The organism is Clostridium formicaceticum (assembly GCF_001854185.1).
GTDB classification, from domain to species: domain Bacteria; phylum Bacillota; class Clostridia; order Peptostreptococcales; family Natronincolaceae; genus Andreesenella; species Andreesenella formicacetica.
Genome location: NZ_CP017603.1, coordinates 1,769,603 through 1,787,037, shown reverse-complemented (window position 1 = coordinate 1,787,037; position 17,435 = coordinate 1,769,603). Strand labels below are relative to the sequence as shown.

General features: G+C 39.5%; 9 protein-coding genes. All 9 read right to left on the bottom strand.

What is annotated here, in order from left to right; all coding sequences use genetic code 11:
• Positions 1–7 precede the first annotated feature (7 nt).
• Positions 8–1,426, bottom strand: coding sequence for a DUF4430 domain-containing protein (locus BJL90_RS08230; RefSeq protein WP_070966412.1), 1,419 nt, complete (start codon positions 1,424–1,426; stop codon positions 8–10).
• Entirely contained in the window at positions 1,423–3,849 is a 2,427-nt protein-coding gene (locus BJL90_RS08225) for a VWA domain-containing protein (protein WP_070966409.1), read from the bottom strand. The genes BJL90_RS08230 and BJL90_RS08225 overlap by 4 nt, the downstream gene beginning before the upstream one ends.
• Positions 3,836–5,356, bottom strand: coding sequence for a vWA domain-containing protein (locus BJL90_RS08220; protein WP_070966406.1), 1,521 nt, complete (start codon positions 5,354–5,356; stop codon positions 3,836–3,838). Before BJL90_RS08220 ends, BJL90_RS08225 begins: the two co-directional genes overlap by 14 nt.
• Positions 5,357–6,196 (bottom strand): DUF58 domain-containing protein, encoded by an 840-nt coding sequence (locus BJL90_RS08215; protein ID WP_070966404.1) that lies wholly within the window; start codon positions 6,194–6,196, stop codon positions 5,357–5,359.
• 1 nt (position 6,197) lies between these two features.
• Positions 6,198–7,169 carry an AAA family ATPase gene (locus tag BJL90_RS08210; protein ID WP_070966401.1) on the bottom strand — a complete coding sequence of 324 codons (972 nt, stop codon included), beginning with the start codon at positions 7,167–7,169 and terminating at the stop codon, positions 6,198–6,200.
• Between the two features lie 2 nt (positions 7,170–7,171).
• Complete coding sequence (locus tag BJL90_RS08205; RefSeq protein WP_070966400.1) at positions 7,172–8,578, bottom strand: hypothetical protein; 1,407 nt, start codon at positions 8,576–8,578, stop codon at positions 7,172–7,174.
• Positions 8,579–9,277 carry a hypothetical protein gene (locus BJL90_RS08200; protein WP_070966397.1) on the bottom strand — a complete coding sequence of 233 codons (699 nt, stop codon included), beginning with the start codon at positions 9,275–9,277 and terminating at the stop codon, positions 8,579–8,581.
• Positions 9,270–11,273, bottom strand: a complete 2,004-nt coding sequence (locus BJL90_RS08195) for a hypothetical protein (RefSeq protein ID WP_070966395.1) — start codon at positions 11,271–11,273, stop codon at positions 9,270–9,272. Before BJL90_RS08195 ends, BJL90_RS08200 begins: the two co-directional genes overlap by 8 nt.
• Positions 11,274–11,690: 417 nt before the next feature.
• Positions 11,691–17,420 (bottom strand): stalk domain-containing protein, encoded by a 5,730-nt coding sequence (locus tag BJL90_RS08190; protein ID WP_070966393.1) that lies wholly within the window; start codon positions 17,418–17,420, stop codon positions 11,691–11,693.
• Positions 17,421–17,435 lie beyond the last annotated feature (15 nt).

The window sequence follows — 17,435 nt, the reverse complement described above, 5'->3', positions numbered from 1 at the left end:
TCCCTCCCTATTGGGTATAGGGAATTTTTTCTATGCCCTTCTCAGATACCACTACGCCAAAGGTATCTTTTATCTTTTCCGGTTGATTCAATAGGGTTTCAAAGGCCATCCTAACCCCCCTGTCATCAGTTCCTGACACAATCCATATTGGTCGTATAGCCCCTAGCCCAGCTGCATAAGCGTAGATGGTACCTGCCTGAGAATAAGAAGTTTTCTTATTTCCCTTAAAATCTAAAGCATGCAGCTTTCCCTCATCAAATTTGGCATAGACGCCAATAAATTTATTCTGGTCATTTGTCTCTTCCAATAAATTGATTTCTCTTCCTCTGCTGTTGGTGATGGTAGATTCCTTCACCAGTTCATCCCAAATCCCCAATACAATGTAATATCTTGCAGGATTCTCTAAAAGCTTTGCATCATACACAGCTATATCTACTTTTTTTACCCCTTGATTTTGCAGGCTTTGTTTTAACTCCTCTGCTTCCTTTTCATAAGCTTCAGTGTACATAATGACAGTTCCAGGATTGCTCCCCATAAAACCACTTTTAAAGGGTTGTGGATATGCTCCTATGACAGCAGGAATAAACATCGTAGTCTCCCAATCATGAAAATCCCACCAGATCACATCTCCTGGTTCTGGGCGATATTCAGCTACCCCTATGGGGGCTAATATCCCATTTACCCAATAAAACCAATCTTCTTTTTTTCTTTGACTTCCTGTAAAAAAGGTGAATTTTGATTCAACACCATTAATCGCATTTACGAACCCCCCTCCATAGGCAGTCTGTATATCCAAATTCCTGAAAAGCACCTCCATCCCTACTTCATCTTTTACCATACCTACATTTTCAGCATACATTTTACTATGACCAAAATTCGTGGTAACACGTAGATCTACTTGATAAGGACTGCCGATATCTCCTGATGCCTTTCTATAAGCAGAAGCTTCATCCGCAGGTCTTCCCTCTACATACTTTATCTCTCCCTGCACAGGTCCTTTATAATTGGTATATTCCACCCCATCAATGATGGTAACAGGATTGTCCCTTTCTTTTTTTGTGTTTTCCTCGGTATTTGTTTCTTCTGTTGCTTTTTTGTTCTCTTTAATTTCTTTGTTTTCTGTTACTTCTTTATTTTTTGTTATTTTCTCTTCTTCAGAAACTGCTTCTATTTCCTTTTCAGCTTTCTCTTGTATATCTTTTTTATCTTTTTTTTCTTTTTCTAAGCTTTCTTTGTTTTCTTCTTCTCCTATTTCCTTCTCAGAAACCATATCATGGTCTTTTATCTCTTTTATCTCTTCTATAACACCTTCATCAAGGTTTGTGATTGTTTTTTGAGACCTATGAAAGCAGCCCAAAAGACCTCCTATTATGAATACCATTATCAACAGTAACCCTAAAAGCTTTTTGCTGTTTTTTCCTATCAAGTCCAAAACCTCCTCCAATTTTTTCTAAGCCATAAATCTGCTAGAAAAAAGATAATCGCCAAAGTTAAAAAAATACCCTTTGCCTCCCTATAGGATCTTATTTTCATGGAAAGAGGATGCTTAAACACTTCTGTATTATTGTCTATGAGGGTAAAATCTTTGAAAACCTGCTGTCTTCTATCCTCCTGCAATTTTATATCGTATTCGGGAGAGTAGTCTAAGGCGATCCTTCTTTTATGACTTCGGGTTTCTTCGTTTTTTAAGTTGACCTGGATATTCAGTAGATATTCCCCTACCGTCTCCAAGCCCAGCTTTTTCTCGAAGATTCCCTTTGATGTTTGAAGCATTGTATTATGGGAAGTTAGGTTAGAAGCATGGATAGTATCTAAAGTTACATTCTCCACCTCATCACTTACCGCCACCACTAAATGAAGATTGCCACCCTCTAAATACACTTCTATTTTATCTTCATGAAGGCTTTGCTGTCTTAAGGTGGTATTTAACATCTCCCTCCAAACCTCCCCCATTTCCCTCCAAGCAATCCAATTAGCAGACCACTTCCCCACTAAATCAGAGGTCCATACCATCGTTTTTCCTAAACCATAGTTTCTTTCCGCCAACAGCGGCTCTTCTAAATCAGTCGCCAGTATTAAATGGCTCCCTTCCTTTAATGTAGTGGAAACATATCCATATAAACTGGGCATATCCTTTGGAAAACGATTGTTGCTCCCCTTCAGTGTAGGCAGAATCTCTCTTTCATTGATATATTTTCTGCTGGAAACATAGGTTTCTTCTGTCAGTAGTCGAGGAATTTCAGTTGGATTTTCAGCGAAATAATTTCTTCCTCCCGCTGCATCACTCAATTTTTCTAAAAACCTTCTATCAGCATCTGCCCCTATGGCGATGGTAGATAAGGTAATCTCCTCTTCCTTCATTGTCTGTAAAAGGTCTTCGTATCCCTCCTTTTCTCCTTCCCCATCCGTCATAAGAATGATATGGTTTATCTTTGTATCACTGATTTTTAAAGCTTCTGTCGCTGCCTTGAGGGATGGTTGTATCAATGTACCTCCCCCAGCACTTATTCTATTTACACTAGAGGCTACTTCAAGATCCTCTGGAGATTTTTTATAGGGTACAATCCATTCAACAGTATCGGAAAAAGCTATTACACCCAAATAATCTTCTTTATCAAGAATTCTCGCCGCTTCTATGATAGATTCTTTTGCCAATGCCAATTTTTCTATAACACCATCCTCCATGCTTCCTGAAGCATCTACAGCAATCACCAAACCCATATTGGCCTTCTCCTGATCTGCCTGTATAAAACTATCCACTGGCAGCATTTTTTCTAGTAAACTTTCTTCATATTCTCCTAAAGCAAAACTATTTTCTCCTCCTATCACCAAAAGTCCGCTTCCTAGTCGGCTGACGCAATGTTCTATTGCCTCCTCCAGATTTTTTCCAATAGCATGATGAGATACATTGACCAAGATCAGTTGGTCATATTCAGCTAAGTCTGTTATTGTGTAATTCCCTCCTCCAGCCCTTATGCCATCTACCGCCATTCCTAAGCTTTTTGTAAGAGCCACAACATTCCTTCTGTGGCTTTCTTCACCTATGACCAGGACTCTGGGTCTTTTTTCACTATGTATATAGGCTGTTGCCCTATTGTTGTGAGGATTCTCATCTCCTGCTCCCGTGACTTCACCTACTATTTTTTCATCATAGACTGTCCCCCTTTCCAGGTGTATTTCATAAAAATTACTACCTGCTTCAAATACAATCTCCTTTGAGATGACTTCTCCTCCAAAACCATAAAAGTCTATAACACCTTTCCCTTGATAGTTGGCATCTATTTCAGCAGTAATAAGAATATCCCCATTTTCATATAGGGTATTTGGTAAGTGCAGTCTAGTGAATTGAATATCTTTTTTTACCTGCTTTTTCAAAGGATATGCCAATAGCATGATATTTTCATCAGCTAGCTTTAAGGAAATTTCACGATAGTTGCCAATGTTCTCTTCCGCATCTGTAAATAAAACCAATCTTTTATGATACTCTTCAGGAAAATAGGTCAGTGCAACCTTCAAGGCATTTTCTAGGTTGGTAAAATTCCTATCTATGCTGGTATGAAAGGTTGCTTGCTTTTTTTCAGTAGTGAAGGGTATTTCTATCATGGCATCTTTGCCAAAGGATATGACGCTGTACATATCCCTTTTTCCTTTTCTTTCAATCTGAGCGTTGATATATGCTTGTATCATCTTTTCGTGTTCTAGAACACTAAGGGACCTATCTACCAAGAATATGGTGCTGCTATCAGCAGCTTTTTGTGATATTTTCACAGGCAAAAGGGAAAGCACTAAGCACATAACAGCAGCTAGCCTTAACAAAAGCCATCGATTCCCCCTTTTAACCTTGAACATTTTTATACACCTTCCATTCTATAAAGAGCAACAACATTGCCAAATATATAAATATATTTTGGGGTTTCATTACTGCTGGAACCCAGCTTTTTTGCGGCGAAACATAAAGATCAGTTTCCCCTAGCATAAAATCTCCAGGAGGATTGTTTACATCCTCCATATTTTTTGAAAAATCTTCATCCAACAACCAATACAACATCTCTTCCACATAAATAGGAAAGAATGGTGTCATTGGTAAATTTGTTTTTCCTAGATCCATAGAAGAATAAATCACCTTATTATTTTCTTCTATTCCTGCTATCGTTAAAGGTTTTTCTCCAGCCTCTATGATCCTTTGAAATCCTTCCTTTTCCTTTAAGGCAATAGGATTTTCTATAGATATCATTTCCGCTGATGTTTCATAGCCTCTGATAGTAAGTTTTTCAGTACCTTGTTTCTCCTCTGACCCTAAGAAATCTTCTGCCTTAAGATACCAAACAGGTTTTGTGGTTTCATATTTCTGATGATCCCCTATGATATAGAGATCATAGCCTTCCTTCATTTTATCTGACTTCCTCCAATTGATTCCTCTTATACTTTTCAGTGCCTTTTCTATAAAATCATTCTCTCCTATCAAAAGCACTTCTTTTTTATAATCCTTTCCCACCCCTAGTAGAAATTCATTATCCTGCTGCAGCATATCTTCAATCTCTAAAACCACCTTTAGGATTTCTGGTTCCATCTCAAGTCCTATAAGGATATCTTTTTTCTGCTTACCTTCAATCACTTTTCTTTGACGATATTTTCTTCCACCTTCATCTGTAATCAATAATCTCGCTTCTACCTCACTAGCACCATAGTTTCTAATACTGCAAATAACCATATTCTCATAGTAATCATATTTTACATCGATAATCCCTAAATTATATAAGTCCTCTCCCACCTTTATCACACCTTCAACCTCATGGATGCTCTTATCTGTAATAAAGATTTTATTTGAAAGCAACGATGTCTTGATCGTCTCCATTGCCTCTATATTTAATGGCTTCTGAGAAGGAACAATAGCCTCTATACCTGCTAATGCTTGTGCTTTGCTGCCTTCCTCCAGCAGAAGACTGACGCTTTCATTGATTGTCATAAGATTGATCACAACATCTCTGCTAAGACCATGGATATACTCCTTGCCCTCCTCTTTTGCCAGATCTAAATGCCTATTACCTTGTGAAATTGCCTGCATAGAAAAAGAGTTATCTAGAAGGATGGTGACGCTTTCTTTTTGTCCCCCTCCATAGATGATGGGTCTTGATAAAGCCATGACAATCAATAAAATAATTGCCAGCTGCAGTAATAACAGCAAGTATTGATTTACCTTACTTATTTTAATTTTTTCTGCTTCTGCTAAAACCTCTTGCCATAGCTTTATACTGCTAACCTTCAGTTCTATTTCCTGCTGTTTTTTAAAATAAATTATCAATACGATGATGGTAGTCAACAGCATCCATAAAGCCATAGGATTCAAAAAACTCATTTATATACCCCCAATAGCTTCAAACAAAATTTTTGCTGGAGATTTTGTGGTTTCTGAAAAAACATATTTTATACCTCTTTTGCTGCAATTTACCTTTGTATCTTCAAGAAAACTATTAATTTTTCTTTGATAAATGCTGTAAAGCTCCTTTGTAACAGCAATTCTTTCTTTTTCTCCTGTTTCTATATCTACAAGTCTTAAATTTTCCCTCAGCTTAGGCCTCTTTTCTTCTTCTGCTAAGATATGGATCCCAATAGTTTCTTCCCCTCTAACATTTAAAAAATCTAAGGCTTTTTCATAGCCTTCCGATAAAAAGTCCGTAAGAAAAAAGGTTATGCCGCTATAGAAAACATCTGTCTGCAAAAGCCCTTCATAATTGGTTTTCCCTTCACATGCTAACCCCTCCATTCTTTTTTTGAAGCCATAAAAATTTCCTAACCCATTTAATTTGTATGCTAAAACCTCTGATTGATGGGTTAATTTCACAACCGTTAATAAATTTAATCCCTTTAAAGCTAAATAGCCAATCCCTATAGCAAGCTGTTTTGCTAATTGAAATTTGCTATATGTGCCATAGTCCATAGATAAACTGGCATCTAAAATGATTTTTATATGAATTTGGCTTTCTTCAGTAAACTGTCTTACGTAAAGTTCCTTTGTACGGCAGTAAATCTTCCAATCCAGTTTCCTTAAATCATCTTGAGGTACATAGGATCTATGCTCAAAAAAATCCGTAGAAGTCCCTAATCCATAAGACGCTGTATTTCCTTTGCTTCCCTGAAGAATTTTTCTTCTAGGGGTGATTTTTAAACCTTCAATTTCTCTTAAAAATTTTTCCACTTTACATCACCTGCTCTAATATCCTGAGAATAACGTCCTTTCCATCAACTCTGTCTGAAATACCCCTGAAGTTTAATTTCAATCGATGATCTAAAGCAATAGGAGCAATATCATAAAGGTCTTGGAGGGCTACATGATATCTTCCTTCCGTCAGTGCCTTTGCTTTTGCTCCCAAGATCAAAGCCTGCAAGCCTCTAGGACTACAACCCCATCGTACATAATCCTTCACCTCTGTCACCTGTGTTTCCTGTGGATGAGTGTTAAGCAAAATAGTAATAGCCTTATTCTTTACTTCATCGCATACCGGCACACTATAGACTAATTTTTTCATCTCAACAATTTCTTCCTTTGAGGCTATTTCCTTGATCTCTACTTCTGTTTTTTCTCCTACCGTAATATCCACGATATCTAACAACTCCTTTTGTTTGGGAAGTTTCATTTCTACTTTAAACATAAAACGATCTAGCTGGGCTTCTGGCAGATGATAGGTTCCCTCCATTTCTATAGGATTTTGGGTGGCCAAGACAAAAAAAGGTTCTTCAAGGAGATAGGTCGTCTTCCCCACTGTTACAGTTTTTTCCGCCATCGCCTGCAACAGAGCACTTTGTGTTTTAGGGGTAGCACGATTGATCTCATCTGCCAATATCAAAGAACTAAATATAGGTCCCTTTTCAAAGCTAATCTCCATTTTTTCTTGTGTATTTCTTATGATTTCTGTTCCGATAATATCCATGGGCATTAAATCAGGTGTAAATTGTATTCTTGAAAAGGGTAGATTCAATGCTCTAGAAAAAGTTTTTATCAGCAAGGTTTTTCCTAAGCCCGGTGCCCCCTCCATCAGTATATTGCCTCCACATACAATACCCATTAAAACATACTGAATGTTTTCCTTCTGCCCCACAACTTGTTTGCCTACTTCTGCTGTAATTGAATCAAAAATTTTTTTAAAGTCCTCCGCCATACTTCTCCTCATTGTTACTCCCCCTCTAATTCCTTAAAATAGTTTATGACAAGATTCTTATTTGCTGAGGGCACCCCATATCTATCTAAATAACCAACAGGATTTTCGATAAAATCTTTATAATAAGCAAGTCTGTTTTCCTCCATCCCTTCTATCCCTAGAGTTTCCGTCACACCTCTCTGCTGAAAATCACCTTTTTCCGATTCTCTTCCAGAAAAAGCTGCTTCTACAAAGTTTTCCCCTTCTAAAGAAAAAGCTTCTCCCTCGCTGCCTATACTACCCTCTTCTTTAAAGGTGGCATCCCCTTGATTACCTGCGGCTGATCCTCCTACCCCACCACTTTCCCTGCTGTTTTCTTCTCCAAATCCTCCTTCTGTTACTTTTTCTCCTGATTGTCTAGAGGCTTCTGCCCTTTCAAAGGCTTCCGTTTCTCCTGCTGCAAAGTTTTCTATACTATCCTGCCCTGGTTTACTTTTCAACCCATCTTCCTCCTTAGAAAGCATCCTCTGTTTCATCTCCTCCAACTTTTTATTTGTCCTATCCATATGTGTCGAAAGCCTGTCCTTTTGCTGTAAATCCGCAAAACCTTCTAAGTTATCTTTTTTCTCAAAATCCCCTTCTTCCCCGTCTGTTCTTTGTGACGGGTTGTTTCCTGCATCTATATTACTAATCTCCCTTGAGGTACTGCTGAAATTTTTACTTAAAAAGTCTTCACCATAAATACTTACTAGCCTATCCTGAGTTTTTTGAATTTCCCATGCAGCATCATGATACTGATAAGCTTTGTTTAACTCTTTTTTTAAGATCTTAACCGCTTCAATCCCTTGGTTCTTTTCTTCTTTTCCCAAAGTGATTTCTTCTTCCTGAAACTCTTTGAGAATTTCCTCCAACGCTAAGACTTCTTTTCTAATTTCTTGATTGATTTTTTCCCTTTCATAAGCCGCTTCTCTTGGAGCTGTCGGCAAATAAAAGACCAATATCCCTATGCAAAAAACTGCTATACCTAAAAAAAATAGTTTGCTATATCCCTTTACTTGATAACTTTTGTAGGGTTTTTCCTCCTCTAAAGCCTCCTCCATTTCCTCTAAAAAGCAGTACCATGTCTGGTCTTCTCTTTCTCTATACTGAAGATATGTACAAAACCGCTCCTTAAACCCCATAGCATCTCCAAGTTTTGCAGCATCCAGTAAAGAAGGTCTTTTCCATAAGGCCATCAGCAATGCAAAAAAAGCATATCCTGCCATAAAACTTATGCCCTTACCCCTAACTCCTGTAATAACCTTCATATGACTGATACAAGCCAACAGTAATATGGTTGTACCAAAGCATAGGATGGCATAAGCCATATATTGAAGAAGTCTCTGGAACCAATATTTTTTTCTTATTTTCTTAAGCGCCTCATAGATTTTTTCTTCTTCCATCTAATCTCTCCTCGAAACTGTATATTTTTCCATCAACTTCAGTGCTACACCGAACAAACACCAAAAGATGAAAAAAATGATGATAGGCTGATAACCTCTATAATTCACCTCCCCCATTTGGCTTCTTAAACTGCCAATCATCGTCAGCAGAGGGTTAATGAAAAATATAATAGGTATTCTTTTATCAAAAACAGACACCACAACCAGTCCCTTATATTGATAAAATAAGTAAAGTAACATCATCCCTCCCCCCATCACACAAAAATTAAAAAGATTTATATAATAGGTCTTTTCTTTACTTATAGATGCTATACGAACTTTTAGATTCACTAGAGTAATCCCCCATAGATATTGAATACTCAAAGGTACAAAGGTCTGAAGTCTTTCTATCCCCTTGCCATGAGCTGCCACCATAATCAATGGTATTATGCCCAAAGTAAATACCCCTACTTGCACCAAACTATCCATCTGTTTTCCCTCTTCAACTTCCAATATTTGTACCAGTAGGGTGTATAGAATGAATTGAAAAAGAAAGAAAAAAGAATAGAAGTCCATATTAAATAATTCTTCTTCTGGAGATTTTTTAAAGACAATGATCAACAAATAACCCATTAGGACAAAAACTGTTATGCAAAGGTTTAGAATCAGAATCCTTCTATTTTCTTTTTTAAACAAGACTTTTTCAGTAACATTATGCATCTCTATTTTCCTCCTCTGTTAAAACACGAATCTGAGGCAAAAGAATTCTAGTTTTTCCTGATACTTTTATGGCAAGCGGCTCTTTAAAAATATAATTGTCTATGGGACTTATGGATAGGTATCCAATATCTTCCCACATCTCGGTTGCTTGATTGAAGACTTCTATTACAGGATTTCCTGTTTCAAGCTTCATTTGCACCTCAATAGATTCTATCTTGCTGTGTCTGGGGATATTGTAATAAATCAGCAGGTTTTCTTCCTCTTCTAAAATAAATTCTCTCTTAGAAACCCCCTCCACATAACCTTCATATATTGTTTGTGGTTTTATGGTTCCCATGGGGTAAACCATCTCCTTCTCTTTTTGAAAGTCCACCTCCAATACATGCATCACATATTTATCATTTTTTATGCTTTTACTGTTTTGCTCCATCCTTTCTGTTTCCGATGAAAATCCTATTAACTTCATATTATAAAGACCTTCATCCTGATGATAATAGTAATATTCATAAAGCATTCTCTGAAGATGATTAAAGCCTCCTTGTATAAATATCGTGCTCAAATATTTAAAATCACTGGTGTTACTTAAATTGTGATCAAGCTTATAATGCAACTGAATCCTTTCTTTTCCCTTAATATCTCCGATGGGAATGAAGGTATCTCCTATCAAAAGTCCTGCCTGCTCTAAGGTTTTAGAAAAGGGGTTTTCTATGGTTCCTTTAAGGACATCTTCAGCACTTACATGTACCTCTATCTTCGTGGTTTCAGAAGCCTCTGTAGCCCTTCTATAGAGGCGTTGTTCTCCCTTTTCCTGAAATACGATGCTGCCTTCATCTAAATAAACTTTTGAAATTCCTTCAGAATAGTCCCTTATAGCCTCTCCCTTCATTTTTAGACGAGTGTTTTCTCTGCTATTTTGAAACCGCATAAAAGTATGGATGTCCGTGACATAGCACCCTTCTCTAATTTCTAAAACAGCAAAAGTCTTTGTTCCGAATTCAATAAAATTTGTTGCTACCACAAAAACAACTGTAGAAAGCAGCAATATTCCTATAAAAATTTTTTCTTTTTTATACTGATCTGCTGCTATCAACAAAAGAAGATAGATTATAAGTAAGGCAATATAACTATAGACGCCCCCATAACCATCCCTTTGCCATAGGTCTCCTGAAGCAAAAATTCTTTCAACCTCATCCAAAGCTTTGTCTGTATGGTTATTTCTTTGCTGTAATCTGCTATAGGGGTAATATAAATCAAAGTATTCATCTATATTTTCAACAGGCTCTTTTAAAACAACAATATTTCCTTTTCCAAATGCTAGAGGATGGTTTTTATTTTTTTCATTTATCTCTTCGCCTGCTATGCTGGCAGCAGCATTAGAATCTTTTACAAAAAGTGTATTCCCTTCTTGAATCCAAAATCTTATACGCTGTAAGAATTCTTCTGAAAGCTGTTGTGTATCGTACTGATCTATTACAAGGAAATCAAAGGCCCTTAGATGGTCACTGCTAAAATAGCTTTTATCAGCGATATTTACAATCATAGCTGTATCATAGCCTAGTCTGCTATTTCCCCTGCTTTGTAGATAGTTGATAGGTCTATTGTCCCTTGACAGCAAACCTATCAATAACACTTCTTTCTCCAACATCTCTATTTTATAGACTTCTTTTTCTTCTTTACCACCGTTATAAAGGATTACTTGTATTTCCCTATCCTTACCATCGAATGGCAAAAAAGAGATAAACTCTTTTTTTGTGTTTCTTTCTAAATCCACCCCAAGAAAATAACTTTCCTCCCCTAATTTTATTTCCAATTCACCATTGAAGGGATCCTCTTGAGACTGAATATTTAATTTTATCGGGTTCATAACCCCTGGTTTAACCTTGCCATCAAACCCTGCTTCAATGGTTATACTTCCCTCTGAAAAAGCAAGAGAAAAGATCATGCTTGACAAATAAAATAGCATAACAAAAAAACCTATGATCAATCTTTTTTTCAAACCCTGCTGCCCCCTTTGTCCTGTGAGTATTTTTGCAAATAAAAAAAACCAGTGACCTTACTTTTTTTCAAAAGTAGGTACCTCTGGTTTTCCAGTCAGTACTTTATTTATTATTCAGGGAATTTCTTCAATTTCACCTTATTTTTTTACAAAATAATCCTTCGTTTTCACGACAATACCCTGCTGCAGTTACAAAAAGCTTTTTCTTTCATTTACTTTGTTAATAGTATATCATTTTTCGTCCTTTAAATCAATAGTTCCCCCATCTGTCAATGCAAAATACCACCCCTTTTTTACTAAGGAGTGGTATTTACCTACTCTCATTCATCTAACAATCAATTCATTACTGGAATCAGATAGTATTAGCTAAGGGCTTTATTGCTGGATGAGGTTATATAACTGAATATGAGAATAACCTTATCTAACTATGTCTATCTGCTGGCTGTCAGGATGCCAGAGGACATAAGCACCCAGTTGTTCGGCAATGTATCTTATTGGTACCATAGTTCTGCCGTTTATAATGACAGGAGGTGTATCCAGTTCTGGATGAATTTGATCTACATAGAGGGTCAGTGTTTTGTTTTGACTCTGATCAATGATGGTAACTTTTTTCTCCTCACCATCCCATTTAACCTCAGCGGTCATGGCTTCTGCAATAAATCTCAAAGGTACCATGGTTCGATCGTTGATTATGGTGGCTGGCTGGGCTAACGGTATACTTTCACCGTTTACCTGGGCATCCAAGCTGTCAATAGCCAATTGTATTTTTGTCAGGTGCCGTGCCTTAGCTACTCCATAATAGCTGAGGGTGTTGGTATAAAAACGCAACAGTTTGGTTTCGGCATCATACTCTCCCCCTAGCTTGACCACTTTGATAGCATCCTGCTCATCTACTTCATAGCGCACTGCTGTCAGTTGAGACATATCTTCTTCACTGACATTTAATTCTGAGAGATCCAAAGTTATTATAACAGGCTGGTGATAGGCAATCAGCTTAGTTCTAGTTTCGTTGCCCCCTGCATCGGCAGTTATTATGCTTAAGGTGATATCGTAGATCCTACCGTCAATATCAAAAATTCCCCTATCTTCTCCCAGTTTGCCTTTGTCCAATACCTCCTGCTTTTCAGCAGCAGTTAATTCTTTTATGGTCACTTCTAGCAGGGCTTTTGTTTCTTCTTCCAGTATTTTGAAAGCATCGGTTATTAAGTTTGTCATAGGAATTTCTACCTTAATTCCTTCCTTAAAGATAGTCAGGAAATCATTTTCAGCTAGTTCTAAAACATCTTGCGCTGAAATTCTGACGGTCTCTCGCTTTTCTAAATCAATTTCTGCCTGTCCTTCTATGATAGGAATTTCTTCTATAGGCTTCTCTGGTGTTGTAACAGTTCCTCCTCCACCGCCGCCCCACTTTTCAGAACCCTCTTCTTGGGTGAAGTCATCGGTATAGTGCCAAATGATGTTATCGCCGTTTCTTAATACATAGTTTCTTAGTCCCACATTGGGATGGGTGCCGTTCACTATGTACATCCAGCCACTTTTGGGACCGTTGCTGAATTCACTCAAGGTCAAGCCCCCTGGTGTTTGTATAAAACTAACATAATTACTTTCGGCTCCTACGTAGGTATAGCCGTTATCCTTCAATACCTTAGTAAAGACGTCATAGACGGTGGAGTCGGCAGCAACTGTCACCGATGTAGGGGATATCCATCTCTGAAAAGCCCCAGGATTCTTTTTATAAATATATATCGGTCCATTGTTGCCACCGTGGGCATCCCCCCCCAATAAGGTAAAGGTTACGGTGATGTCATCGCCGGGCTTAGTTGGATCAGTTGGACCACCGGGGTTAGTTGGATTATCGCCGCTGCCGGTTGACAAATTCTTAAAGGCCAGTCCAACTGTCTCACATGCCTGAGACACTGCTAATGCTGTTGTGCTGGGCTGTTCCAATAGTTTCCGGGTGTCCAGAACTGCCGTTTTGAAAGAGGCAAAGCTTCCTGTTGTATATTTGGCTTGGTCAGTGAACGCTGGAATCAGATTACTGTCCAGCCCTTTAATGGCAGCCACCAGTCTATAATATCTGTCACCATAGCCTTTTACCTCACCGGAAGGAATCGTGATGGCATTGGCATAGGCCACCTGTAGGGCATTAACACTGGCGGCAGTATAGATGCTGAGGTCTCCCTCCAGCAAATCTTTAGCCTCCCGAAGCACATCATTGATATGACCAGGCTTCAAAGCCAGACGCTGCCAGACATTGCTTCCCTGGACAATATCTCCTAAAGCAACGATTGCATCTTGATTGAAACCAGGAAGTAGACCACCGTTTTCAATAACATCTGAATCAAATGCAAAATAAAACTGTCCGTCTTCTCTTTGCAGGAGTTCAATAATATCCAGGGGATTTTGGCCATCTCTAGTCCATTCTGGTGCCGACAGGTCCACACCGGCGGCATTCAATCCTAATACTACAGCACTATGGGTGCTTAAGTTATATCTTAAGTTCATCAGTTTAAACCAACCCCGCAGTGGTCCTTCTTTCTGCTGAATATTTTGGAAGGAATTTACAATGGCCTTCATTTCTTCGGCATCAATGACATCTTGATGGTTTTGAATGGCGGCCAAAGCCCAACCCCGCATATCTGTATCAAACATTTCGGAAGCAGCCTGATTTTTGACGTTTGTAACCAGCTGAGGATGGTAAGCAGCGCCGGCAGCATCTAAAGCCATTAGCGCCCAGATATTATTGCCATAGGCTCCAAAATTTCCTGTATTATCTTTGTCACAAGCCTGCAGCCTTTCTACATAATTGATGCCCTGATAATCATAGGGATTGTTTCCGGTTAAAATCAGCTGTAGGGTAATAGCGGCATAATCGGTGGCTTGATAGGTGTTAAACAATCCGTTTTTATGGGTGGTTACATCATAAAGTTTATATTGGGCCAAATCCATACCTGCACTGGCCAGCTCAAATACCCTCCAATAACCGCCATTGGAAACATCAAAACCATAATACTCATGATACGCCGCCATGGTTTTATCTAAAAGAGCCTGCGCTTGTTTCTGGGTATCGGTGGTAGCCGTGGTTGTAGCCATAGCAAACGTGGTGGCAGTCATAGCAGCCATCGGTTCTGCAAATGTTGCTCCTTGGCTAAAAAAAGCTGAGCTAAAAGCGGCTGCTGCCGGCTCTAAGTTTTCATATGCCTCCACCACGGTCCCGCAAGCTTCAGCTACCTCCTCAGTGGTGGCCTTCTCACTGCTTAGGGTTTTGTAAAGTTCAGTAACCTTGGCTTTGAATTTTTCAAAGCTCTCAGGGGTGTACATACCCTCATCCTCAAAAATAGGAAGAAACTCCATTGAAAGACCATTGATAGCCGTCAATAAATTAAAGTGTTTTTCCCCATAGCCTTTGATGGTGCCTGGAGGTACATTAGCGGCTACAGCCTCTTGATAGGCATTCCTAAGTGCCAGTCCGCTTTGAGGGGTATATAAATCCAGCACTTGATCAATCAATGTTTTTGCTCTGGTCAGGAGGTTTTGGAAATCAGTAGGGCTAAGATAGGCCTGTGACCAGACATTGTTGCCGGCTGTCATATCCGCCAAGGCGATAACAGCATCAAAGTTGATAGCACCGATTGTATCGGTAAGGTCTGTTTTAAAGCTTCCGTCCTCCAGCTGATAAAGCTCAAAGATATCTAAGGGGGTCTGACCCGATTGTATCCATTTTATTGAACCTTCAGTGTTTTCCCTTAAGTCTTCCCCTACGGCAGTCAAGCCAGAGGTTATTACGGCATGAAGGTTGAAATCATACTGTTCATCATCTTCAAAGAACATTCCTGCTAAAGGTCCTTCGGTAATCTGGCAGCTCTCCAGACGAGCTACAGCCTGCTCTATGGCTGTATCCACTGGCTTTAATCCCCGATGGGAGGCAAGACCACACAGAGCTTGTCCTAAAGTGGCTAAAGGAGTATTTTCGTCTATTCCTTCAGCGATAAGCTTAATCAGATCAGCATCATATGTCCCTCCTGCAGCATCTAAAGCCAGTAAAGCCCATATATTATCCTTCATACTGCCGAAATTACCCTGCTGCTCTAGGTTCTGCAGCTCAGCCACATAATTCATGCCTTGATGGTTGTAGGGATTTTTTTCCGTCAAAACAAGCTGCAGGATAATTTCAGCATAATCCTGGGGACTGTATTGACTGAGGTCTCCTTGCTTGTGGCCGACCACATCGTAAAAGCTGTATTCAGCCAAGTTGAGGCTGGCGGCCGCCAGGGCAAAAGCACCCTTGAAGCCTGCATTGGAAAGGTCTGTCCCATAGGTCTCACCGATAGCGTTAACAGCCTTTTCCAGCATCAGCTCGTTCCGGGTTTTAAGCTGGCTGTCAACGGTGATGACAAAGTCCCGAGTTTTTTCTATCTCTCCCTTGGAGATAGTGGCCGTCAGGGTGACTCTTTTCCGCCCTGCTTCCGGCAAGGTTACCATCCCCTCATGATCGATAACATCAGGCTGATGGGAATACCACTTGATTGTTGAACCGTAGGGACCAACAGAAGCTAGATCAAGCTTGATGGTTTCTGTAACGGCATCCGGCAGGCCTAGAGCATTCCTATCCGCCAGGACGTCCTTGACATTTTGAGCTCTAGGGGTAATAATCCGCTTCCAGGCAGTCTCTCCTGCCAGCAGATCGCTGAGGGCAATCAAAACCTGCTGGGTATCGTACTCAACGCCTAAATTTGTTGTATTATTATTGTTTTTGTAGCTACCGTTAGTCTGTACCTTATCTAGCATTACATTTATTAGATCGTATTTATCTATTAGATGATCATTATTTGTTGCAATCAAAGCAGGAATAACACGATAACTGTTCAAAAAAGTACGTGTATCTCTTTCAATTTTTTCTAATCCTAAAGCAATAGACTCTTTTACCGCATTTCCTAAGGTTTCTTTCGTTTGGGTATTGATTATTTGGGGATGGTCTGTATAATTAGATAAAGCTACCAGTGCATCGCAGGCACCATACAAGTTGCTGCTGCTATATTGAAAATTTCCGAAAGTAGGCATTAGTGAACTGCGGAAGCTATATGATAAAAAACCTCCTGTATCACCACTTGAACCCTTTGGGTACTGCTCACCTATAAGCGCTAGGATTGCTCCAACCCGCCCTTTGGCAGTACCTTCCTCTGCATTTGGCCATTCTTCATCGGGGTCCGCCCCGTAATAGGCATCGATGGCTAAAATCGCTCGGGCTTGGGTAGAAGCATTATGCTTCATATCTTTGTTATTTTTCAAATCTTTGAACCAGCCATTATCCTCCTGTCGCCCCAGAAGTTCCTCTATATCTGAAAGAGGGTCCTCTCCCTTGGCAATTTGGTCAAAAACTTTATCGGCTAAAGCCAAAGTATCTATCCATTTATTATTATTATATTCTGAAGCATTTCTTAACCTAGTTATATAGTTATATGTATCCGCATCTGCAGTTAGGTCAAACTTACTGGCATCAAGCCCTGTCGCTTTTAATGCAAAGGGATATAGAGACATGGTAAGATGGGGCTTTCCATCCTCACCGTCGGAATTCAATGAAAATAAATACCCCTCAATTCCGGCAATCATTTCCTCTATCGTGGTAGGCCGAGGTAAAAAGACCTGAATCGTTAAGGTCGCCTCATAGCCACCATCCGCCACAACCCGGAGATTATGAAAGCCTGCAGCAGCCGGTGTCCAAAGGAAGCTCACCGTCTCAGCAGCTCCACTGCCTAGCTCCTCAATGACCTCAGTTCCTATAGGCTCGGCGACATCCTCTAAATAAAGCGGGACATTCAGTGCTATTAAACTAGAGGTGCCTGTGTTATAAACCTGAGCTGCCACAGTGACAGGCTGCCCGGCTACAGGGACAGAATCTCCCACCAGGTTGAGGGTAATCTCTAAGGCACTACCTTTATTGTTACCATCATAAACATGAGTGGCAACGGTTACAGGTTGGTCCCTACCATTGCCTTCCTTATAAACCTGATCAGTAACAGTTACACCCTGCCCCTCCAATCCTTGGGAAAAGACCGAACCCAAAGGAAGCAGCAGCCCCATCAGCATAACAAAAACCAATAATAAACTAATCTTACTTTTCCTTTGTTTCCTCATCATTGCATTCATTCCATCTCTCCTTGT